The sequence below is a fragment of the Cupriavidus phytohabitans genome (assembly GCF_017815025.1).
In the GTDB taxonomy this organism is placed as follows: domain Bacteria; phylum Pseudomonadota; class Gammaproteobacteria; order Burkholderiales; family Burkholderiaceae; genus Cupriavidus.
The window spans coordinates 21,655-41,613 of sequence record NZ_JAGIQB010000001.1 but is presented as its reverse complement, the minus strand read 5'-3'; the positions used below and the strand labels follow the sequence as shown (position 1 = coordinate 41,613).

Sequence of the window (19,959 nt, the reverse complement as noted above, 5' to 3'; positions counted from 1 at the left end):
GGCACCGTACCGGCGAATAGCAAAAAAGCCGAGCGAGGCATCCGACGGCGGTTTCCCGCTGGGTCCGATGGCCGCGCCCGGCGTCGGGGGCGGGAGCGGTGCCGGCCAGTGCCTGCACCGCCGCCCGCGTGTCCCGATTACTTCTTGTCGTTGACTTCCTTGAATTCGGCGTCCACAACGTTGTCGTCCTGCGGCTGGGCTTGCTGCTGCGCGCCGGCACCCGCGGCACCCGCTGCGCCCTGCTCGCCGGCCTTGGCCTGCATGTCGGCGTAGACCTTCTCGCCCAGCTTCTGGCTGGCCTCCGACAGGGCGTTGACCTTGGCATCGATCTCGGCCTTGTCGCCGCCGCGGGCGGCGTCTTCCAGTTCCTTGATCGCGGCTTCGATCTTTTCCTTCTCGCCGGCTTCCAGCTTGTCGCCGTATTCGGTGACTGCCTTCTTGGTCGAGTGGATCAGCGCGTCGGCCTGGTTGCGGGCATCAGCCAGCTCGCGGGCCTTCTTGTCTTCCTCGGCGTTGGCCTCGGCGTCCTTGACCATGCGCTGGATCTCGTCTTCCGACAGGCCCGAGTTCGCCTTGATGGTGATCCGGTTTTCCTTGCCGGTCGCCTTGTCCTTGGCGCCCACGTGCAGGATGCCGTTGGCGTCGATGTCGAACGAGACTTCGATCTGCGGCGTGCCGCGCGCTGCGGGCGGAATGCCTTCCAGGTTGAACTCGCCCAGCAGCTTGTTGCCCGAGGCCATTTCACGCTCGCCCTGGAACACCTTGATGGTCACGGCCGGCTGGTTGTCGTCGGCGGTCGAGAACACCTGCGCATGCTTGGTCGGGATGGTGGTGTTCTTGGTGATCATCTTGGTCATCACGCCGCCCAGGGTCTCGATGCCCAGCGACAGCGGCGTCACGTCCAGCAGCAGCACGTCCTTGCGGTCGCCCGACAGCACCGAACCCTGGATCGCGGCACCGACGGCCACGGCTTCATCCGGGTTCACGTCCTTGCGCGCTTCCTTGCCGAAGAACTCCTTGACCTGTTCCTGCACCTTGGGCATGCGGGTCATGCCGCCGACCAGGATCACGTCGTCGATGTCGCTGACCTTGACGCCGGCGTCCTTGATCGCGGTGCGGCACGGCTCGATGGTGCGGGTGATCAGCTCTTCGACCAGCGATTCCAGCTTGGCGCGGGTGATCTTCAGGTTCAGGTGCTTCGGACCCGAGGCATCGGCCGTGATGTACGGCAGGTTGATCTCGGTCTGCTGCGAGCTCGACAGTTCGATCTTGGCCTTTTCAGCGGCTTCCTTCAGGCGCTGCAGCGCGAGCACGTCCTTGGACAGGTCCACGCCCTGGTCCTTCTTGAACTCGCCGATGATGTAGTCGATGATGCGCTGGTCGAAGTCTTCGCCGCCCAGGAACGTATCGCCGTTGGTCGACAGCACTTCGAACTGCTTCTCGCCGTCAACGTCCGCGATCTCGATGATCGAGATATCAAAGGTGCCGCCGCCGAGGTCATACACGGCGATCTTGCGGTCGCCCTTCTCGTTCTTGTCCAGGCCGAAGGCCAGCGCGGCCGCGGTCGGCTCGTTGATGATGCGCTTGACGTCCAGGCCGGCGATGCGGCCGGCGTCCTTGGTCGCCTGGCGCTGCGAGTCGTTGAAGTACGCCGGCACGGTGATCACGGCTTCGGTCACCGGCTCGCCGAGGTAGTCCTCGGCCGTCTTTTTCATCTTGCGCAGCACTTCGGCCGAAACCTGCGGCGGGGCCAGCTTCTGGTCGCGCACCGACACCCATGCGTCGCCGTTGTCGGCCTTGACGATGGAATACGGCATCAGGCCGATGTCCTTCTGGACTTCCTTCTCTTCGAACTTGCGGCCGATCAGGCGCTTGACCGCGTACAGCGTGTTACGCGGGTTGGTCACGGCCTGCCGCTTGGCGGGCGCGCCGACCAGGATTTCGCCGTCTTCCATGTAGGCGATGATCGACGGGGTGGTGCGTGCGCCTTCCGAGTTTTCGATGACCTTGGGGGTGTTGCCCTCCATGATCGACACGCAGCTATTGGTGGTACCGAGGTCGATACCGATGATCTTACCCATTATTCTCTCCTCTTGAGCCATCGCCATCCGCGCGGCTGCAATTCAACCTGAGGCCGAAATGTGGCCGTCCGGGGTCTTTTCAAGGGCAGAAGCGGCAAATCCGAGTAAATTTCTCGGATTTTGCGTTTCCTCAACGGCATTTGCGGCCGGTGCTTGAGCCAAAGCCCTGGCCGACGGCAAAAAAATGCCGCCTGATCTACTTCCGCGGCTCAGCTTCCCTGCCGGTCGCGCTGCCACAGCACGTCGGAGCCGCCGCCGGCCCGGTTCAGCACCCGCGCCAGCACGAACATCAGGTCCGAAAGCCGGTTCAGGTACTGGCGCGGCGCCTCGTTCAGCGGCTCGGCCGCGCCCAGCGCCACCAGCGCGCGCTCGGCGCGCCGGCACACGGTGCGGCACACGTGGGCCTGCGCCGCGGCGCGGCTGCCGCCGGGCAGGATGAACTCGGCCAGCCGCGGAAGGTTGGCGTTGTAGTCGGCCAGCCAGGTGTCGAGCTGCGCCACCTGCTCGGGCTTGAGCAGGGTGTAGCCGGGGATGGAAAGCTCGCCGCCCAGGTCGAACAGGTCGTGCTGGATATGCAGCAGCGCCGCGCGCACGTCGTCGGGAAGCGTCTCGGTCAGCAGCACGCCGAGGTGGCAGTTCAGTTCGTCGACGTCGCCGATGGCGGCGATGCGCAGGCTATCCTTGCCGGTGCGGCTGCCGTCGCCCAGGCCGGTGGTGCCGGCGTCGCCGGTGCGGGTGGCAATCTTGGACAGGCGGTTGCCCATGCCGGTCTCCTCTTGGCTGGTAAGCGTTGGGGGGAAATGGCGCATTATCGCGCCTGAGCGCATGGATCCGCCATGCGCGCGAGAGTCCGCCAGCCCCTCCTTCGGTGCGTGGTCCCGCATGTGCGGCTCGCTTGTGCGGCTATCGGCCAGCCCGGCGCCGGCCAAGGGTGCATGAGCCGCCGCGCGGCGTAGAATGCCGTTATTCATCCATTCGACAACCGGGTCGCGCCCCGCCTGCCCCTCCGGACTACACCGGAACGCCACCGCCGGCAACACCGCCGCGCCGACCCGCCGGAGACCCGCATGAACCACCCCACGCCGCCCGCCGCGCTCGAACGCCGTCCCTTGCCGCCCGCCTTCAGCGAAGCCCTCGCGGCGCGCTTCGGCGAGCGCTTCACCACCTCGGCCGGCGTGCGCGAGCACCATGGGCGCGATGAATCGCCGTTCCCGCCCGCGGCGCCCGATGCGGTCGTGTTTGCCCACAGCACCGACGAAGTCGCCGAGGTGGCGCGCCTGTGCAACCACCACGCCGTGCCGCTGATTCCCTACGGCGCCGGCTCGTCGCTGGAAGGGCACCTGCTGGCCGTGGCCGGCGGCGTCAGCCTGGACCTGTCGCAGATGAACCGCGTGCTGGCGGTGCAGCCCGAGGACCTGACGGTGACCGTGCAGCCCGGCGTCACGCGCAAGCAGCTGAACCAGGAAATCAAGGACACCGGCCTGTTCTTCCCGATCGATCCTGGCGCGGACGCGTCGCTGGGCGGCATGTGCGCGACGCGCGCGTCCGGGACCAACGCGGTACGCTACGGCACCATGCGCGAGAACGTGCTGGCGCTGACCGTGGTGACCGCCGACGGGCGCGTGATCCGCACCGGCACGCACGCGCGCAAGTCGTCGGCCGGCTACGACCTGACCCGCCTTTTCATCGGCAGCGAAGGCACGCTCGGCATCATCACGGAGGTCACGGTGCGGCTCTACCCGCAGCCGGAGGCGATCTCGGCCGCGGTGTGCGCCTTCCCCAGCATGGGCAGCGCGGTGCAGGCCGTGATCCAGACCATCCAGCTGGGCGTGCCGGTAGCGCGCGTGGAGTTCGTCGATGCGCTGGCGATCCGCGCCATCAACCGCCACGACAGCCTGGCGCTGCCGGAAACCCCGCACCTGTTCTTCGAATTCCACGGCACCGAGGCCGGCGTGCGCGAGCAGGCCGAGACCGTGCAACAAATCACCGCCGAGCACGGCGGCCAGGGCTTCGAGTGGGCCACGCGCCCGGAAGACCGCAGCCGGCTGTGGAACGCGCGCCATACCGCCTATTTTGCGATGCTGCAGCTCAAGCCGGGCTGCAAGTCGGTCACCACCGACGTGTGCGTGCCGATCTCGCGCCTGGCCGAGTGCGTGACCGAGACCGAGAAGGACCTGAACGCCTCCGCCCTGCCCTGCCCGATCGTCGGCCACGTCGGCGATGGCAACTTCCACGTGGCGATCCTCGTCGATCCCGACAAGCCCGAGGAAATGGCCGAAGCCGAGGCCATCAACCAGCGCATCGTCGAACGCGCGCTGGCGATGGGCGGCACCTGCACCGGCGAGCACGGCGTGGGGCTGCACAAGCAGCGCTTCCTGGTGAAGGAGCACGGCGAAGATGCGCTCGACCTGATGCGCGCGGTCAAGGACGCGCTCGATCCAAACCATATCCTCAACCCGGGCAAGATCTTCAGTGCCACCCGCGGCGGCGGCGCGCACTGAACCGGCCCGGCATGGCTTCCATGTTCAACCGCGTCCCGCCGCTGCACCTGCTGATCGCCTTCGAGGCCGCCGCGCGCCTGGGCAGCTTCGCGCGCGCGGCCGAGGAGTTGTCGGTCACGCCCAGTGCCGTATCGCACCGCATCAAGAACCTCGAGGAGCTGTGGGGCGAGGACCTGTTCGTGCGCGCCAACGCCGCGCTGCGGCTGACCGCGGCCGGCACGCGCTACCTGCGCAACGTGCAGGACGCGCTCAAGTCGCTGAACGAGCTGGCGCGGCCCGAGTACAACAAGCTGCGCACGCGGCTGCGCGTGGCGATCCCGCCGACCTTCGGGCGCCAGCACCTGGTGCCGCGCCTGCCCGAGTTCGGCGCGCTGTACCCGCATATCGACCTGGAGTTGCATCTGGCGATCCCGTTCCTCGACGTCAAGGCCGAGGACACCGACGTGGAGATCCGCTACGGCACCGGCCGCTATCCCGACCTGAAGACCACCAGGCTGCTGGTCGAGCCGGTGTTCCCGGCATGCGGGCGCGAGTACTATGAACGCGTCAACGGCCGCGCCATCACCAGGCCCGAGCACCTGCACGGCCTGGTGCTGCTGCGCAGCCCGCTGGAGCCGTGGAAGCCGTGGTTCGAGACCGCCGGGCTGGACTGGCCCGAGCCGCAGACGGGGCCGCAGTTCAACGACATCGGCCTGATGCTGGAGGCGATCGCGTCCAACCAGGGCGTGGCGCTGGTGCGCCAGCGCATGGCGCGGCACTGGCTGTCGCTGGGGCAGATGGTGCGGCTGCTCGATATCGAGTCGGTATCGCCGCACGGCTATTACATCGTCGAGCGCGAACAGGCGCCGCTGAAGCCCGAGGCGCGCTATTTCGTCGACTGGCTGCTGAGCCTGGACTGGTAGGAGACTGCCCATATGGAGATCCGGCTGCTGACCCCCGCCGATGCGGATGCCTTCCACGCGCTGCGCCTGCAAGGCCTGGCCGAGGCGCCGGAAGCCTTTGCCGCCAGCCTGGAGGAAGAACAGGACCTGCTGCCCGAGGCGGTGGCGCAGCGGCTCGCGCCAAGCGCCGACAAGGCCGTGTTTGGAGCCTTCGAGGGCACCGCGCTGGCCGGCGTGGTGGGCATCATGCGCGAGCCGAGGCGCAAGCACTGGCACAAGGCCTCGGTCTTCGGCATGTACGTGGCCCCGGGCTGGCGCGACCGCAAGCTCGGGCGCGCGCTGATGGAGCGCGCGCTGCAACAGGCCGCCGCCATGGAAGGCGTGCGCCAGGTGACGCTGTGCGTCAATGCCGGCAGCGCGGGCGCGGTGCGGCTGTACGAGTCGCTCGGCTTCGAGCGGTTCGGCCTGGAGCCCGAGGCGCTGTATGTCGCGCCGCACTTCTACGACAAGCTAGACATGGTGCTGCGGCTGCCGGCCTCGGCACGCTGAGGCGGAGGCGCCACCTTTCACGCACTCTCCGGCCGGTGCTACGCTGAAACCAGGGCCGGTGCCTGCCCGGCATGATGAGCATTTTTGATCGGCTTGCCATGCCGAATTCACGTGCCTGGCGGTGCGCGCGGCAAGAGGCCTGCGCTATAGTCAGCCGTCCCGTCAGCCGTCCCCACGGCGGGCCGCCCGCCCGGCCCGACCAGAGTCCAGGAGTCGCCATGAATGCCCCGCACGAAGCCCGCACCCTCGCCACCGAAGGCAGCGCAGGCGCGCAGGCCACCGCCGAAGGCCGCCGCAGCGCGCTGCTCGCCGGCCTGGCGCAGATCCTGCCGGATGCCGCACTGCTGTCCAAGCCAGAGGACACCGTGCCCTACGAGTGCGACGGCCTGGCCGCGTACCGCCAGGTGCCGATGGCCGTGGCGCTGCCCGACACCGAGGAACAGGTCTGCGCCATCCTGCGCCTGTGCCACAAGCTGGGCGTGCCGGTAGTGCCGCGCGGCGCCGGCACCAGCCTGTCCGGCGGCGCCATGCCGATTGCCGAGGGCCTGGTGCTGTCGCTGGCCAAGTTCAAGCGCATCCTGTCGGTCGACCCGTATTCGCGCACCGCGGTGGTCCAGCCGGGCGTGCGCAACCTGGCCATCTCCGATGCCGCCGCGCCCCACGACCTCTATTACGCGCCCGATCCCTCGTCGCAGATCGCCTGCACCATCGGCGGCAATGTCAGCGAGAACTCCGGTGGCGTGCACTGCCTGAAATACGGCCTGACCGTGCACAACGTGCTGCGCGTGCGCGCCGTGACGATGGAAGGCGAGGTGGTCGTGTTCGGCTCGAATGCGCCCGACTCGCCCGGCCTGGATCTGCTGGCCGTGCTGATCGGCTCCGAAGGCATGCTGGCCGTGGTCACCGAGGTGACCGTGCGGCTGATCCCCAAGCCGCAGCTGGCGCAAGTCATCATGGCGTGCTTCGACGACGTCGAGAAAGGCGGCAATGCGGTCGCCGACGTGATCGCCGCCGGCATCATCCCGGCCGGGCTGGAGATGATGGACAAGCCCGCCACCGCCGCCGTGGAAGAGTTCGTGCACGCCGGCTATGACCTCGATGCCGCCGCCATCCTGCTGTGTGAATCCGATGGCACGCCCGAGGAAGTCGCGGAAGAGATCGAACGCATGAGCGCGGTGCTGAAGGCGTCCGGCTGCACCCGCATCGTGGTCTCGCAGAACGAAGCCGAGCGCCTGCGCTTCTGGAGCGGGCGCAAGAACGCCTTCCCGGCCGCGGGCCGCATCTCGCCGGACTACTACTGCATGGATGGCACCATCCCGCGCAAGCACATCGGCACGCTGCTGCGGCGCATTGAGGAGATGGAACGCAAGTACGCCCTGCGCTGCATCAACGTGTTCCATGCCGGCGACGGCAACATGCACCCGCTGATCCTGTTCGATGGCTCGGACCAGGACGAATGGCACCGTGCCGAGCTGTTCGGCTCCGACATCCTGGAAGCGTGCGTCGAGCTGGGCGGCACCGTCACCGGCGAGCACGGCGTGGGCGTGGAGAAGCTCAACTCGATGTGCGTGCAGTTTTCGCCCAGCGAGCGCGAGGCGTTCTTCGGCGTCAAGGCGGCCTTCGACCCGGCACGGCTGCTGAACCCCGACAAGGCCATTCCCACGCTGGCGCGCTGCGCGGAATACGGCAAGATGCACGTCAGGAAGGGACTGCTGCCGCATCCGGACCTGCCGCGCTTCTGAAGCCCGCGCCATGGCCAACGAACGCCGACGCCAGCACCAGGAAGCGGTGGCTCGCCAGCGCCTGGGCCAGCCCGAGACCGGCTGGCGCCAGCGCTGGTACACCATCATCTTCGAGGCCGACACGCGCGAAGGGCGACTCTTCGACGTCTCGCTGCTGATCGCCATCGTCGCCAGCGTGATGGTGGTGATGCTCGACAGCATGGCCGCGGTGCACAGCCGGCTTGGGCTGCTGTTCACGGTGCTGGAGTGGACCTTCACGCTGTTCTTCACGGCCGAATACGTCATGCGCATCCTGGTGGTGCGCCGGCCGTGGCGCTATGTCATCAGCTTCTACGGCATCATCGACTTCATCTCGATCATGCCGACATGGCTGGCGTTCTTCGTGCCGGAGCTGCACTTCCTGATCGACGTGCGGCTGCTGCGGCTGCTGCGCGTGTTCCGGATCCTCAAGCTGACGGTGTACTTCGAGGAAGCCGAGATCCTGTACCGGGCGCTGGTCAACAGCCGGCGCAAGATCTTCGTGTTCCTGGGCACGGTGTTCATCATCACCGTGATCCTCGGCACGGTGATGCATGTGGTCGAAGGACCGGAGCACGGTTTCCACAGCATCCCGGTAAGCATGTACTGGGCAGTGGTGACGCTGACCACCACCGGCTTCGGCGACATGGTGCCGAAGACGCCGCTGGGGCAGTTCATCACCTCGCTGACGATCCTGCTGGGCTACGGCATCATCGCCTTCCCCACCGGCATCGTCGGCGCCGAGCTGGCCGCGAGCATCCTGAAGAAGCCGCTGACCACGCGCACCTGCACCCACTGCCTGACCGAGGGCCACGAGCCCGACGCGAAGTATTGCAAGCACTGCGGCAGCGCGCTGCCGGATTACCAGAACGACAGGCCCGAAGTCCCCGGCGGCCGCGACGGCAGCCCCGGATCCTGAGCCGCCAGAAACAATATCCTCCTCATCACCCACGCATATGCAAGCCACCCTCGACGCCTTCCGCGACGCCGTCAGGCAAGCCACCGAAACCCGCACGCCGCTGCGGCTGCGCGGTGGCGGCAGCAAGGACTTCTACGGCCAGGCACCTGAAGGCCAGGTGCTGGACACGCGCGCCTATGCCGGCATCGTCGACTACGACCCGGCCGAACTGGTGATCACCGCGCGCTGCGGCACGCCGCTGGCGCAGATCGAAGCCGCGCTGGCCGAGAAGCGCCAGGTGCTGGCATTCGAGCCGCCGCACTTCGCGCTGCCCGGCCAGGCCAGCACGGCCACGCTGGGCGGCGCGGTGGCCGCCGGCTTGTCGGGCCCGCGCCGGCAGTCGGTCGGTGCGCTGCGCGACTTCGTGCTGGGCGCACAACTGATGGACGGCAACGGCGAAGTGATGAACTTCGGCGGGCAGGTGATGAAGAACGTGGCCGGCTACGATGTATCGCGGCTGCTGGCGGGGTCGCTGGGCACGCTCGGGCTGGTGCTGGAAGTCTCGCTCAAGGTGCTGCCCGCGCCGTTCGACGAAGCCACGCTGCGTTTCGAGCTGGGGCAGGCCGATGCGATCCGGCAGCTGAACCAGTGGGGCGGCCAGCCGCTGCCGCTGGCCGCGTCTGCCTGGCATGACGGCGTGCTGCACGTGCGCCTGGCAGGCGCCACCGCGGCGGTGCGCGCCGCATGCGCACGGCTGGGTGGGGAACGTGTCGATGACGCCAAGGCCGCCGCGCTGTGGCAATCGCTGCGCGAGCAGACCCACGCTTTCTTCGCGCCGGCGCACGCGGGCCGCGCACTGTGGCGCCTGGCGGTGCCGCCGGTCGCCGCGCCGCTGGACCTGCCGGGCCAGCAACTGGTGGAATGGGGCGGCGGCCAGCGCTGGTGGCTGCCTGCCGATGGCGCCACCAGGACCGACGCCGAAAGCGTGCGCGCCGTGGCCCAGGCCGCCGGCGGCCATGCCACGCTGTTCCGCAACGGCGACAAGTCGGTGGGCGTGTTCACGCCGCTGGCCTCGCCGCTGGCCGCAATCCACCGGCGCCTGAAAGCGACGTTCGACCCGGCCGGCATCTTCAATCCGCAGCGCATGTATCCCGGACTCTGATCCGGACCACCCAAGCGTTCCCACGCCCAGGCAAAGACCTCCCCACACCATGCAAACGACCCTGGCCGATTTTCTCCGCAACACGCCCGAAGGCGAGGAAGCCCAATCCATCGTCGGCAAATGCGTGCATTGCGGCTTCTGCACCGCCACCTGTCCCACCTACCAGCTGCTCGGCGATGAACTGGACGGACCACGCGGGCGCATCTACCTGATGAAGCAGGTGTTCGAAGGCAACGCCATCACGGAAAGCACGCGCCTGCACCTGGACCGCTGCCTGACCTGCCGCAACTGCGAGTCGACCTGTCCGTCGGGCGTGCGCTACGGGCGCCTGGTGGACATCGGCCGCAAGATCGTCGACGACAAGCTCGAGGCCGAAGGCATCCAGCGCCCGGCCGGCCAGCGCATCGCGCGCTGGGTGCTGCGCGAGGGGCTGACGCGCCCGAAGCTGTTCAGCACCGCGCTGCGGCTCGGCCAGATGGTGCGGCCGATCCTGCCGGACGCGCTGCGCAGCAAGGTGCCGGCGCTGTCGCAAGCCGCCGAGCCGGGCGCCTGGCCCCGCAATGTCCACGCACGCAAGATGTTGTTGCTGGACGGTTGCGTGCAGCCGGCGATGTCGCCCAACATCAATGCCGCGACGGCGCGTGTGCTCGACCGTGTCGGCGTACAACTGGTGCTGGCGCGCGAGGCGGGCTGCTGCGGGGCAATCCGTTTCCACACCGGCGACCACGACGGCGGCCTCGACAATATGCGCCGCAATATCGATGCGTGGTGGCCGCATATCGAAGCCGGCGCCGAGGCCATCGTGATGACGGCCTCCGGCTGCGGCGCGATGGTCAAGGATTACGGGCATTTGCTGCGCAACGATCCGAAATACGCAGAACGCGCACGACGCGTTTCCGCATTGACCCGCGACCTGTCCGAGGTCCTGCCGGACTTTGCCGACGACCTGCATGCGTTGGCGGGCGCGGTACCGCGCGACAGCCGGCGCGTCGCCTACCACCCGCCTTGCACGCTGCAGCACGGCCAGCAGATCCGCGGCAAGGTGGAGGCGCTCTTGACCGGCCTCGGCGTGGAGGTCAAACTCTGCGCTGACAGCCACCTGTGCTGCGGCTCGGCGGGCACGTATTCGGTGCTGCAGCCGGAACTGGCCTACCGCCTGCGCGACGACAAGCTCGGCAAACTGCAGGCCACGCAGCCCGAAGCCATCGTGTCAGCCAATATCGGCTGCATCACGCACCTGCAGAGCGGTACCGATACGCCGGTGATGCACTGGGTCGAACTGGTCGACCGCATGCTGGGCTGACTGGCACACGGGGCCGGATCACGGCCGTGTGGTTGTCTCCCCTCTCCCGCTCGCGGGAGAGGGGCGGGGGTGAGGGTGAGCGGTTCGTCGGGCGATATCGCATCAAGACGCGCCGGCCCTCACCCCCGGCCCCTCTTCCATTCATGGGAGAGGGGAGAAACAGAGCGACCTACGACGCGACCGCCCCCATGCTCCAGACCTTTGCCATCCTGCTGGTTTTCCAATCCGTCGGCGAGGTGATCAGCTACGCGCTGCACCTGCCCGTGCCCGGCCCCGTGCTCGGCATGATCCTGCTGTTCGGCTGGCTCGTCTTCGACGACCGCCTGCTGCCCATCATCCAGGGCACTACCAGCGAACTTCTCAAGCACCTGTCGCTGCTGTTCGTTCCCGCCGGCGTCGGCATCATGGTGCACGCCAACCGCATCGAAGGCGAATGGATGCCGATCCTGGTGGCGCTGGTGATTTCCACCTGGCTCGCCATCGCCACGACGGCGGTGGTCACGCGCGTGCTGATGCGCAAGCGCACCAACGCGCCGGGCGCCGACGCAAAGGGAGAGCAGGCATGATGACGCCACGCCTGAACGAGATCTGGGTCTACCTGGCCGCGAGCCCGCTTGTCGGGCTGACCGCCACCCTGCTCGCCTACGTCTTCGCCTTCCGCATCTACGAGAAGTCGCGTTTCTCGCCGCTGGCCAACCCGGTGATGATCGCGGTGGCGCTGCTGGTCACGGTGCTGACCGTCACCGGCACGCCGTACAAGACCTATTTCGACGGCGCGCAGTTCGTGCATTTCCTGCTCGGGCCGGCCACCGTGGCGCTGGCGGTGCCGCTGTACATGCAGCTGCCCAAGCTGCGCACGCATGTGTTCCCGCTGCTGGCCGGCCTGGTGGCCGGCTCGGTGGTCGCGGTGGTGTCGGCGGTTGGTATCGCCTGGCTGCTTGGCGCCTCGCCGGAAACCGTGCGGTCGCTGGCACCCAAGTCCGTGACCATCCCCATCGCCATGGGCGTGGCCGAGAAGATCGGCGGCCTGCCGTCGCTGACCGCGGTGCTGGTGATGGGCACCGGCATCATCGGCGCGGTCAGTGCAACCGCCCTGTTGAACCTGCTGCGCATCCGCGACTACAGCGTGCGCGGCTTTGCCACCGGCGTGGCCGCGCACGGCATCGGCACCGCGCGCGCGTTCCAGGTGAACCAGGAAGCCGGCGCCTTCGCCGCGCTCGGCATGGGCCTGAACGGCGTGCTGACCGCGATCCTGGTGCCGGTGATGGCGGCCTGGATGCCTCGCTGATGCCACGCTGACGGCCTACTGACAGCACGCTGTCAGCAGCCCCCGCGCATGATGCGAGCTCCTCACTCCCCATCAACCGGAACCAAGGAGCCCGTCATGAGCAACCGTCTGATCAACTGGCTGGAAATCCCTGTCGTCGACATGGTCCGCGCCATCGGATTCTACGAACAGGTCTTCGACACCAAGCTGCGCCGCGAAACCATGAGCCAGGTCGACATGGCCGTGTTTCCGCACCCCGATCCCGGCGGCGCGCTCGTCGCCGGCGAAGGCTACCGCCCCAGCAACTACTATGGCACAGTGCCCTACCTGCACGCACCCGAGCTGGACGCGCTGCTGGAGCGCGCCGCGCGCGCCGGCGGCAAGACCGTGTTCGGGCCGCTGCGCCTGCCGGGCGAGATCGGCCGCATCGCCCATATCACCGACAGCGAAGGCAACCGCATCGGGCTGCACGAGCCTGTTGCCGGGTAAGGGCACCTTTGCCACATCAGGGACGCCGCCACGGATGAGCCGCCGCGCCGACCGCCTCTTCCAGATCGTCCAGGTCCTGCGCGGCCGCCGCCTGACCACGGCGGCGCTGCTGGCGCAGCGGCTCGGCGTATCGGAACGCACTGTCTATCGTGATATCCAGGCGCTGTCGCTGTCGGGCGTGCCGGTCGAAGGCGAGGCCGGCATCGGCTACCGGCTGCGCGCCGATTTCGATGTCCCGCCGCTGATGTTCAGTGCCTTGGAAGTGGAAGCGCTGGTGGCCGGCCTGCGGCTGCTGAAGGCCTGGGGCGGCGGCGCACTCGCCGCCGCGGCCGATCCGGCGCTGGAAAAGCTGGTCGCCGCATTGCCGCCGCCACGCCGGCTGGCGGCGCAGCAGAGCCGCGTGTTCGCGCCCGAGTACGTCAACCAGTCACACGTGCGCGAAGCCTTCGACGTCGTGCACGGCGCGCTGGGCGAGCAAAAGCTGCTGCTGCTCGACTACTGCGACGCGCAGCAGCGCATCACCGAACGCGTGGTGATGCCGCTGGGCCTGTTCTTCTGGGGCAATGCGTGGCTGCTGGCGGCGTGGTGCACCACGCGCTCGGACTACCGCAGTTTCCGCCTCGACCGCTGCCGCACCATCCGCATGCTGGACGACCATTTCCATGAAACGCCGGACCGGTCGCTCAACGGCTTCCTGCGCGCCGTGCGCGCGAGCGGGGTATAGCCTCAGGCCGCCGGGTCAGACAGCAGCGTCTCGATATCCTTGCGCAACTCATCCGGCTTGGTGGTCGGGGCGTAGCGTTCGTACACCGTGCCGTCGCGCCGCACCAGGAACTTGGTGAAGTTCCACTTGATCCCCTGCGTGCCCAGCACGCCGCGCTTCTCGGTGGTCAGCCAGCGGTATAGCGGATGCGCCTGGTCGCCATTGACGTCGATCTTGGCGAACATCGGGAACCTCACGCTGAAGCGCGATTCGCAGAACTGGCCGATCTGCTGCGCATCGCCGGGCTCCTGCTTGCCGAACTGGTTGCACGGAAAGCCCAGCACTTCCAGCCCGCGCTCGCGGTATTCCTCATAGAGCTTCTGCAGGCCGGCGTACTGTGGCGTGAAGCCGCATTCGCTGGCGGTATTGACGACCAGCAGCACCTTGCCCTGGAACTGCGACAGCGGCACAGGTTGCCCGGACAGCGAATTGGCATCGAACTGGTAGATATTGCTCATGGCAGGCTCCTGCGGACTTCTTGCATGTGGCCGAAGCATACGCCCATGCACGCGGGCGTGCACGGCAGCCGGGCCCTAGATCACATTCAGGTGCTCGGTGCCGGCGCCCAGGTCGGTGTCCCTGGCGCGCGCGCTGTGCAGCTTGATCATCAGGCGCAGGTCATTGAGCGAGTCGGCATTGCGCAGCGCGTCCTCGTAGGTGATCTTGCCCTCTTCGTGCAGGTCGAACAGCGCCTGGTCGAACGAGATCATGCCCTGCTCGCGCGACTTCTTGATAACTTCCTTCAACTCGTGGATCTCGCCCTTGAAGATCAGGTCCGCCACCAGCGGCGTGCCGATCATGATCTCCACGGCCGGCACGCGGCCCTTGCGCCCGGCGCGCGGCAGCAGGCGCTGCGACACCATTGCCTTCAGGTTCAGCGACAGGTCGATCAGCAGCTGCTGGCGCTTTTCCTCGGGGAAGAAGTTGACCACGCGGTCGATCGCCTGGTTGGCGTTGTTGGCGTGCAGCGTGGCCAGGCAAAGGTGGCCGGTTTCCGCGTACTGCATCGCGTACTCCATGGTCTCGCGGTCACGGATTTCGCCGATCAGGATCACGTCGGGCGCCTGGCGCAGCGTGTTCTTCAGCGCCACGTGCCAGGATTCCGTGTCGATGCCGACCTCGCGCTGCGTGACGATGCAGTTCTGGTGCGCATGCACGTATTCGATCGGATCCTCGATGGTGATGATGTGGCCGTAGGAATGCGCATTGCGGTGGTCGAGCATTGCCGCCAGCGTGGTCGACTTGCCCGAGCCGGTCGCGCCGGTCACGATCACCAGCCCGCGCTTGGACATCACGATGTCGTGCAGCGTCGGGGGCAGGTCCAGGTCTGCCACCGACGGAATCCGCGTATTGATGGTCCGCACCACCATGCCGGCCTTGCCCTGCTGGATGAACGCCGATACGCGGAAGCGCCCCGCCTTGGGCGCGGTGATGGCGAAGTTGCATTCGCGGCTGGTATCGAAATCCTGCACCTGGCGCTCGTTCATCACCGAGCGCACCAGGCCCAGCGCCTGCGTCGGGTTCAGCGGCTGCTGCGACACCGGCGTGATCTTGCCGTCCACCTTGATGGCCGGCGGGAAATCGGACGTGATGAACAGGTCAGAGCCACGGTTGCCGACCATCAGCTCCAGCAGGTCGTTGATGTACTTGGCGGCGGATTCGCGATCGAGCATGGCGGTGTCCTGCAGGAGTGCGGCCGCCGCATGCGTGCGGGCGGCCTGAAGGCAAGGGGTCGGCGCTGGCTTCGGGGCCTCAGGGGTTGCCTCAGCCCATGAACGCGTCTGGGTTTTTGGCAATCGCGCGCGCATCGGTGTAGCTGATCATGCTGCGCTTGATCAGGTCCGACAGGCACTGGTCCAGCGTCTGCATGCCCAGCCCGCTGCTGGTCTGCATCATCGAGTACATCTGTGCGATCTTGTTCTCGCGGATCAGGTGCCGGATCGCCGGGGTGGCGATCATGATCTCGTGCGCGGCGGTACGGCCGTTGCCGTCGCGGGTCTTGAGCAGCGTCTGCGAGATCACCGCTTCGAGCGATTCGGACAGCATGGTGCGCACCATGTCCTTTTCTTCCGGCGGGAACACGTCGACCACGCGGTCGATGGTCTTGGCGGCGGAACTGGTGTGCAGCGTGCCGAAGACCAGGTGGCCGGTTTCCGCGGCGGTCAGCGCCAGGCGGATGGTTTCGAGGTCGCGCAATTCGCCCACCAGGATCACGTCCGGATCCTCGCGCAGCGCGGAGCGCAACGCGTTGGCGAATGAATGCGTGTGCGGCCCCAGCTCGCGCTGGTTGATCAGGCTCTTCTTGGAGTTGTGGACGAATTCGATCGGGTCCTCCACCGTCAGGATGTGACCCATGTCGTTTTCATTGCGATGGTCGACCATCGCCGCCAGCGTGGTGGACTTGCCCGAACCGGTCGGCCCCGTCACCAGCACCAGCCCGCGCGGCTTCATGCACAGGTCGGCGAACACCGCCGGCGCGCGCAGCTCTTCCAGCGTGAGGACCTTGGAGGGAATGGTACGGAACACCGCGGCGGCGCCGCGCTGCGTGTTGTAGGCATTGACCCGGAAGCGCGACAGGCCGGCGATCTCGAACGAGAAGTCGATTTCCAGCCGTTCTTCGTAGAGCTTGCGCTGGGTGTCGCTCATGATGTCGTACACCATGGCGTGGACATCCTTGTGCGCCATCGCCGCGACATTGATCCGGCGCATGTCGCCGTGGATCCGGACCATCGGCGGCATGTCCGACGACAGATGAAGATCGGACGCCTTGTTCTTGACGGCGAAAGCCAATAGCTGCGCGATGTCCATCTATAATGACCCCACCCTGAAATAGTTATCAGTACTTTAAGTACTTCTTTTATATGTCCGCCGGATTATGTCTGTGATTGCCGCCAACTTGCAAGCCGTGCGCCAGCGCATTGCGGCGGCGGCACAACAGGCTGGCAGGCAGCCCGGCGACATCGCCCTGCTGGCCGTTTCCAAGACCGTATCCGCCGACCGTGTACGCGCCGCCGCCGAGGCCGGACAGCTCGCCTTTGGCGAGAATTATGTCCAGGAAGGGGTGGAGAAGATCGCCGCGCTGGCCGATTTGCGGGACCGGTTGCAGTGGCATTTCATCGGTCCGCTGCAAAGCAACAAGACGCGGCTGGTGGCGGAGCATTTCGACTGGGTGCATGCCATCGACCGGCTCAAGATCGCGGAGCGGCTGTCGGCGCAACGTCCGGCGGGGATGGCGCCGCTGCAGCTTTGTATCCAGGTCAATATCAGTGGCGAGGCCAGCAAGAGTGGCGTGGCGCCGGCTGACGTGCCGGCGCTGGCGCAGGCCGTGGCCGCGCTGCCGGGCCTGCGGCTGCGGGGCCTGATGGCGATTCCCGAACCCGAGGACGATCCCGTTGCCCAGCGCCGGCCGTTTGCCACCATGCGCTCGCTGCTGCGCGGGCTGCGGGAGGCCGGCCTGGACGTCGACACGCTATCGATGGGCATGTCGGGCGACATGGAAGCCGCCATCGCCGAGGGCGCCACCATGGTGCGGATCGGCACCGCGATCTTCGGTGCGCGCGGCTGAGCCGGCGCCTTCCCTATCCACCAAGACACGACAGACATTCCCATGCTCGATACCCTTACCTTCGGCTTTCTCGGCGGCGGCAATATGGCTTCCGCGTTGATTAGCGGGCTGATTGCCCGCGGCGTTCCTGCTGGTTCGATCCGGGTGGTGGATCCTTTCCCGGAGGCACAGCAACGCCTTGCGCGGGATCTCGGCGTCCATGCCGCGGGAGCGCCCGATGCCGCGTTCGGGGCCAGTGATGTGCTGGTGCTGGCGGTCAAGCCACAGCAGTTCCGCGAGGCGGCGGCGCAGTTGCTGCCGCACCTGCCGGCCGGCGACGGCAACCTGGTGATCAGCGTGGCGGCCGGTATACGGTTGCAGGACATGCAGCGGTGGCTGGGCGGCCGCAACCGGGTGGTGCGGGCGATGCCGAATACGCCGGCGCTGGCGGGGATGGGAATGACCGGGCTGGCGGCGCCGGCCGGGTTGTCGGACAAGGACCGGAACATCGCCAGTGCCGTGGCCCAGGCCGTGGGCAAGTGCGTGTGGGTGGAGAACGACGCGCAGATCGACGCCGTCACCGCCATTTCCGGTAGCGGCCCGGCCTATGTTTTCTATTTCATCGAGGCGATGCAGCGCGCCGCCACCGAACTGGGGCTGAGCGCCGATCAAGGGCGCGAACTGGCAGTGGAAACCTTCCGCGGCGCAGCCACGCTGGCCGGCCAGTCAGCGGAGCCGGTGTCGACGCTGCGCGAGCGCGTGACGTCAAAGGGCGGCACCACGTATGCGGCCCTGACGGCAATGGATGCGGGAGGGATCGCTGATGCCTTCGTGCGCGCGATGCATGCGGCGGCGGCGCGGGGCAAGGAGATGGGGGCGGAGTTCGGGAAGGATTGAACGTCGATATCCTGAGGGTTTTCTTCCCTTCGGGGAAGCAAACCCTCAGCAAGGCTTCAACGCACCGCGTAAGCCAGCGCCGTCCCCGCAAACACACACGCCCCCAGCCAGTTGTTGTGCCGGAACGCCGCAAAGCACCGCATCCTGTCGCGATCGCGGATTAGCGTGTAGTGGTAGGCCGCGCAGCCGGCCGCCGCCGCCAGCCCCAGCCAGTACGGCCACCCCAGGCCAAGCAGCATGCCTGCCCAGGCCATCAGCGCCAGGAATGCTGCGTAGCAGATCATGATCGCCGCCACGTCGAGTCGACCAAAGGTGATGGCCGACGTCTTCATGCCGAGCCGCAGGTCGTCATCGCGATCCACCATCGCGTAGGCCGTGTCATACGCCACCGCCCAGAACACATTGGCCAGCAGCATCAGCCAGGCCACCGCCGGCACCTGGTCCTGGATCGCGGCGAATGCCATCGGAATGCCGAAGCCAAACGCGATCCCCAGGTAAGCCTGCGGAATCGCGAAGAAGCGCTTGAAGAACGGATAGGTGCCCGCCACCACCACCGCCACCACCGCCAGCCACTTGGTCAGCGCATTGAGCGGCAGCACCAGCGTGAATGCCACCAGCGCCAGCACGGCGGCCACGGCCAGTGCTTCCCATGCGGCGATCTTGCCGGCGGTCAGCGGCCGGTCTTTCGTGCGCTTCACATGCTTGTCAAAATCCCGATCCGCCCAGTCATTGATCGCGCATCCAGCCGAGCGCATCAGGAACGTCCCCGCGACGAAAATCCAGAACAAGCCCCACGACGGCGGCCCGCCGGCAGCCATCCACATGGCCCACAACGTCGGCCACAGCAGCAGCAGCGTGCCGATCGGCTTGTCGATGCGCACCAGGCGCGCGTAGAGAGAAAGGCGTTCAAGCATGGGAGCGGGAGGCAACGGCGACAGGGACTGCACGGCGGGGATCCGGGAAGGAAGATTCAATGAAAACGCGCCGCAGCCCGGATGGCTGCAGCGCGCAATGCCGGCCGGCGGTGGCAGCGGCCGGAAGTCGCTCAAGCCGTCAGGCGAGCATCGCGCGCAGCATCCACGCGGTCTTCTCATGCGTTTGCATACGCTGGGTCAGCAGGTCGGCCGACGGCTCATCGCCGGCGGCGTCGATCACCGGGAAGATCGAGCGCGCGGTGCGCACCACGGCTTCCTGGCCTTCGACCAGCTTGCGGATCATGTCGGTCGCCTCGGGCACGCCCTCTTCCTCGGCGATCGACGACAGGCGGGCGTATTCCTTGTAGGTACCCGGTGCCGGGTAGCCCAGCGCGCGAATGCGCTCGGCGATCGAGTCCACGGCCAGCGCCAGTTCGGTGTACTGCGTCTCGAACATCAGATGCAGCGTATTGAACATGGGACCCGTCACGTTCCAGTGGAAGTTATGGGTCTTGAGGTAGAGGGTGTAGGTGTCTGCCAGCAGCTTGGACAGGCCTTCCGCAATCTTCTTGCGGTCCTTGTCGGAAATACCGATGTTCACGCTCATCTCATTCTTCTTTGCCATGGTAGGTATGCTCCGTTCTGGTAAAGCGAGGTGCGCCGCCAAAATTGCCGAAAACACGGTTCGGGGCAGCGCATTACCCGCATTATTGCATTAGCCGGCGATCCCGGCCAAACCCCGGGCTATCTCGATAAACATCGCCGTGGCACCGAGCACGATCACGGCGACACCAACCTCCTTGCGCCACAGCTTGTGGCGCAACCGCGCGGCATCGGGGCGCTCCGGCCTGTCATGGCCATCGTGCCAAAGCTTGCGCCATTCGTCGATAAAGAACCGGATCATCGCCATGGTGCTTCTCCCGGGCACGGCGGCCATTGCGGGCCGCCGC

The 19,959-nt window shown here is 67.1% G+C and carries 21 protein-coding genes; 13 read left to right on the top strand and 8 right to left on the bottom strand.

Annotation, left to right across the window (positions count from 1 at the left end):
• Positions 1 to 137: 137 nt before the first annotated feature.
• Positions 138 to 2,081, bottom strand: coding sequence for a molecular chaperone DnaK (gene dnaK / locus J8I34_RS00200; protein WP_209805101.1), 1,944 nt, complete (start codon positions 2,079 to 2,081; stop codon positions 138 to 140).
• 209 nt (positions 2,082 to 2,290) lie between these two features.
• The gene (locus J8I34_RS00195) at positions 2,291 to 2,845 is read right to left on the bottom strand and encodes a cob(I)yrinic acid a,c-diamide adenosyltransferase (protein WP_029048945.1); all 555 of its coding nucleotides are present in this window, start codon (positions 2,843 to 2,845) and stop codon (positions 2,291 to 2,293) included.
• Between the two features lie 303 nt (positions 2,846 to 3,148).
• On the opposite strand from J8I34_RS00195, the gene J8I34_RS00190 reads away from it, so the two are divergent.
• The 11 genes from J8I34_RS00190 to J8I34_RS00140 all read left to right on the top strand — a co-directional run bounded on the left by J8I34_RS00190 (position 3,149) and on the right by J8I34_RS00140 (position 13,615).
• Positions 3,149 to 4,582 (top strand): FAD-binding oxidoreductase, encoded by a 1,434-nt coding sequence (locus J8I34_RS00190; RefSeq protein WP_209805100.1) that lies wholly within the window; start codon positions 3,149 to 3,151, stop codon positions 4,580 to 4,582.
• Positions 4,583 to 4,593: 11 nt separating this feature from the next.
• A complete protein-coding gene (locus tag J8I34_RS00185; RefSeq protein WP_029048947.1) occupies positions 4,594 to 5,484 on the top strand; it encodes a LysR substrate-binding domain-containing protein in 891 nt (296 codons plus the stop codon).
• A gap of 12 nt (positions 5,485 to 5,496) precedes the next feature.
• Positions 5,497 to 6,012 (top strand): GNAT family N-acetyltransferase, encoded by a 516-nt coding sequence (locus tag J8I34_RS00180; RefSeq protein ID WP_209769329.1) that lies wholly within the window; start codon positions 5,497 to 5,499, stop codon positions 6,010 to 6,012.
• 218 nt (positions 6,013 to 6,230) lie between these two features.
• Positions 6,231 to 7,754: an FAD-linked oxidase C-terminal domain-containing protein gene (locus J8I34_RS00175; protein WP_029048949.1), complete on the top strand. Its 1,524-nt coding sequence runs from the start codon at positions 6,231 to 6,233 to the stop codon at positions 7,752 to 7,754.
• A gap of 10 nt (positions 7,755 to 7,764) precedes the next feature.
• Positions 7,765 to 8,691, top strand: a complete 927-nt coding sequence (locus J8I34_RS00170; protein ID WP_029048950.1) for an ion transporter — start codon at positions 7,765 to 7,767, stop codon at positions 8,689 to 8,691.
• Positions 8,692 to 8,728: 37 nt separating this feature from the next.
• A complete protein-coding gene (glcE, locus tag J8I34_RS00165; protein ID WP_029048951.1) occupies positions 8,729 to 9,832 on the top strand; it encodes a glycolate oxidase subunit GlcE in 1,104 nt (367 codons plus the stop codon).
• Between the two features lie 49 nt (positions 9,833 to 9,881).
• Positions 9,882 to 11,135, top strand: a complete 1,254-nt coding sequence (gene glcF, locus J8I34_RS00160) for a glycolate oxidase subunit GlcF (protein ID WP_209769325.1) — start codon at positions 9,882 to 9,884, stop codon at positions 11,133 to 11,135.
• Between the two features lie 188 nt (positions 11,136 to 11,323).
• Positions 11,324 to 11,701, top strand: coding sequence for a CidA/LrgA family protein (locus tag J8I34_RS00155; protein ID WP_029048953.1), 378 nt, complete (start codon positions 11,324 to 11,326; stop codon positions 11,699 to 11,701).
• Positions 11,698 to 12,423 carry an LrgB family protein gene (locus J8I34_RS00150; RefSeq protein ID WP_029048954.1) on the top strand — a complete coding sequence of 242 codons (726 nt, stop codon included), beginning with the start codon at positions 11,698 to 11,700 and terminating at the stop codon, positions 12,421 to 12,423. Before J8I34_RS00155 ends, J8I34_RS00150 begins: the two co-directional genes overlap by 4 nt.
• A gap of 96 nt (positions 12,424 to 12,519) precedes the next feature.
• Entirely contained in the window at positions 12,520 to 12,891 is a 372-nt protein-coding gene (locus tag J8I34_RS00145) for a VOC family protein (protein WP_029048955.1), read from the top strand.
• Between the two features lie 34 nt (positions 12,892 to 12,925).
• On the top strand, positions 12,926 to 13,615 hold the full coding sequence (locus J8I34_RS00140; RefSeq protein WP_029048956.1) for a helix-turn-helix transcriptional regulator: 690 nt from the start codon (positions 12,926 to 12,928) through the stop codon (positions 13,613 to 13,615).
• Between the two features lie 2 nt (positions 13,616 to 13,617).
• Here the strand turns inward: J8I34_RS00140 and J8I34_RS00135 are convergent, their stop codons facing one another.
• The 3 genes from J8I34_RS00135 to J8I34_RS00125 all read right to left on the bottom strand — a co-directional run bounded on the left by J8I34_RS00135 (position 13,618) and on the right by J8I34_RS00125 (position 16,462).
• A complete protein-coding gene (locus J8I34_RS00135; RefSeq protein WP_209805099.1) occupies positions 13,618 to 14,112 on the bottom strand; it encodes a glutathione peroxidase in 495 nt (164 codons plus the stop codon).
• Positions 14,113 to 14,187: 75 nt separating this feature from the next.
• Positions 14,188 to 15,327, bottom strand: a complete 1,140-nt coding sequence (locus J8I34_RS00130) for a PilT/PilU family type 4a pilus ATPase (protein ID WP_209769320.1) — start codon at positions 15,325 to 15,327, stop codon at positions 14,188 to 14,190.
• Positions 15,328 to 15,418: 91 nt separating this feature from the next.
• The gene (locus J8I34_RS00125) at positions 15,419 to 16,462 is read right to left on the bottom strand and encodes a type IV pilus twitching motility protein PilT (RefSeq protein ID WP_029048959.1); all 1,044 of its coding nucleotides are present in this window, start codon (positions 16,460 to 16,462) and stop codon (positions 15,419 to 15,421) included.
• Positions 16,463 to 16,529: 67 nt separating this feature from the next.
• On the opposite strand from J8I34_RS00125, the gene J8I34_RS00120 reads away from it, so the two are divergent.
• Together J8I34_RS00120 and proC are read left to right on the top strand one after the other, a co-directional pair.
• Entirely contained in the window at positions 16,530 to 17,219 is a 690-nt protein-coding gene (locus J8I34_RS00120) for a YggS family pyridoxal phosphate-dependent enzyme (RefSeq protein WP_029048960.1), read from the top strand.
• 42 nt (positions 17,220 to 17,261) lie between these two features.
• Positions 17,262 to 18,095 (top strand): pyrroline-5-carboxylate reductase, encoded by an 834-nt coding sequence (gene proC / locus J8I34_RS00115; RefSeq protein ID WP_209805098.1) that lies wholly within the window; start codon positions 17,262 to 17,264, stop codon positions 18,093 to 18,095.
• Positions 18,096 to 18,151: 56 nt separating this feature from the next.
• Here proC and ubiA read toward each other — a convergent pair whose 3' ends face one another.
• The 3 genes from ubiA to J8I34_RS00100 all read right to left on the bottom strand — a co-directional run bounded on the left by ubiA (position 18,152) and on the right by J8I34_RS00100 (position 19,919).
• Positions 18,152 to 19,009: a 4-hydroxybenzoate octaprenyltransferase gene (gene ubiA / locus J8I34_RS00110; RefSeq protein WP_029048962.1), complete on the bottom strand. Its 858-nt coding sequence runs from the start codon at positions 19,007 to 19,009 to the stop codon at positions 18,152 to 18,154.
• Positions 19,010 to 19,148: 139 nt separating this feature from the next.
• The gene (locus J8I34_RS00105) at positions 19,149 to 19,634 is read right to left on the bottom strand and encodes a Dps family protein (protein WP_029048963.1); all 486 of its coding nucleotides are present in this window, start codon (positions 19,632 to 19,634) and stop codon (positions 19,149 to 19,151) included.
• Between the two features lie 90 nt (positions 19,635 to 19,724).
• Positions 19,725 to 19,919 (bottom strand): hypothetical protein, encoded by a 195-nt coding sequence (locus J8I34_RS00100; RefSeq protein ID WP_209769313.1) that lies wholly within the window; start codon positions 19,917 to 19,919, stop codon positions 19,725 to 19,727.
• Positions 19,920 to 19,959: the final 40 nt, after the last annotated feature.

What these genes read in the sequence shown, in the direction of transcription:
- J8I34_RS00195 (WP_029048945.1), bottom strand. Translation starts at nt 2,845, where the DNA reads ATGGGCAACCGCCTGTCCAAGATTGCCACCCGCACCGGCGACGCCGGC.
- J8I34_RS00135 (WP_209805099.1), bottom strand. Translation starts at nt 14,112, where the DNA reads ATGAGCAATATCTACCAGTTCGATGCCAATTCGCTGTCCGGGCAACCT.
- J8I34_RS00100 (WP_209769313.1), bottom strand. Translation starts at nt 19,919, where the DNA reads ATGGCGATGATCCGGTTCTTTATCGACGAATGGCGCAAGCTTTGGCAC.
- J8I34_RS00170 (WP_029048950.1), top strand. Translation starts at nt 7,765, where the DNA reads ATGGCCAACGAACGCCGACGCCAGCACCAGGAAGCGGTGGCTCGCCAG.
- J8I34_RS00190 (WP_209805100.1), top strand. Translation starts at nt 3,149, where the DNA reads ATGAACCACCCCACGCCGCCCGCCGCGCTCGAACGCCGTCCCTTGCCG.
- J8I34_RS00120 (WP_029048960.1), top strand. Translation starts at nt 16,530, where the DNA reads ATGTCTGTGATTGCCGCCAACTTGCAAGCCGTGCGCCAGCGCATTGCG.
- J8I34_RS00145 (WP_029048955.1), top strand. Translation starts at nt 12,520, where the DNA reads ATGAGCAACCGTCTGATCAACTGGCTGGAAATCCCTGTCGTCGACATG.
- J8I34_RS00175 (WP_029048949.1), top strand. Translation starts at nt 6,231, where the DNA reads ATGAATGCCCCGCACGAAGCCCGCACCCTCGCCACCGAAGGCAGCGCA.
- J8I34_RS00125 (WP_029048959.1), bottom strand. Translation starts at nt 16,462, where the DNA reads ATGGACATCGCGCAGCTATTGGCTTTCGCCGTCAAGAACAAGGCGTCC.
- dnaK (WP_209805101.1), bottom strand. Translation starts at nt 2,081, where the DNA reads ATGGGTAAGATCATCGGTATCGACCTCGGTACCACCAATAGCTGCGTG.
- glcF (WP_209769325.1), top strand. Translation starts at nt 9,882, where the DNA reads ATGCAAACGACCCTGGCCGATTTTCTCCGCAACACGCCCGAAGGCGAG.
- ubiA (WP_029048962.1), bottom strand. Translation starts at nt 19,009, where the DNA reads ATGCTTGAACGCCTTTCTCTCTACGCGCGCCTGGTGCGCATCGACAAG.
- J8I34_RS00185 (WP_029048947.1), top strand. Translation starts at nt 4,594, where the DNA reads ATGGCTTCCATGTTCAACCGCGTCCCGCCGCTGCACCTGCTGATCGCC.
- proC (WP_209805098.1), top strand. Translation starts at nt 17,262, where the DNA reads ATGCTCGATACCCTTACCTTCGGCTTTCTCGGCGGCGGCAATATGGCT.
- J8I34_RS00140 (WP_029048956.1), top strand. Translation starts at nt 12,926, where the DNA reads ATGAGCCGCCGCGCCGACCGCCTCTTCCAGATCGTCCAGGTCCTGCGC.
- J8I34_RS00105 (WP_029048963.1), bottom strand. Translation starts at nt 19,634, where the DNA reads ATGGCAAAGAAGAATGAGATGAGCGTGAACATCGGTATTTCCGACAAG.
- J8I34_RS00130 (WP_209769320.1), bottom strand. Translation starts at nt 15,327, where the DNA reads ATGCTCGATCGCGAATCCGCCGCCAAGTACATCAACGACCTGCTGGAG.
- J8I34_RS00150 (WP_029048954.1), top strand. Translation starts at nt 11,698, where the DNA reads ATGATGACGCCACGCCTGAACGAGATCTGGGTCTACCTGGCCGCGAGC.
- J8I34_RS00155 (WP_029048953.1), top strand. Translation starts at nt 11,324, where the DNA reads ATGCTCCAGACCTTTGCCATCCTGCTGGTTTTCCAATCCGTCGGCGAG.
- J8I34_RS00180 (WP_209769329.1), top strand. Translation starts at nt 5,497, where the DNA reads ATGGAGATCCGGCTGCTGACCCCCGCCGATGCGGATGCCTTCCACGCG.
- glcE (WP_029048951.1), top strand. Translation starts at nt 8,729, where the DNA reads ATGCAAGCCACCCTCGACGCCTTCCGCGACGCCGTCAGGCAAGCCACC.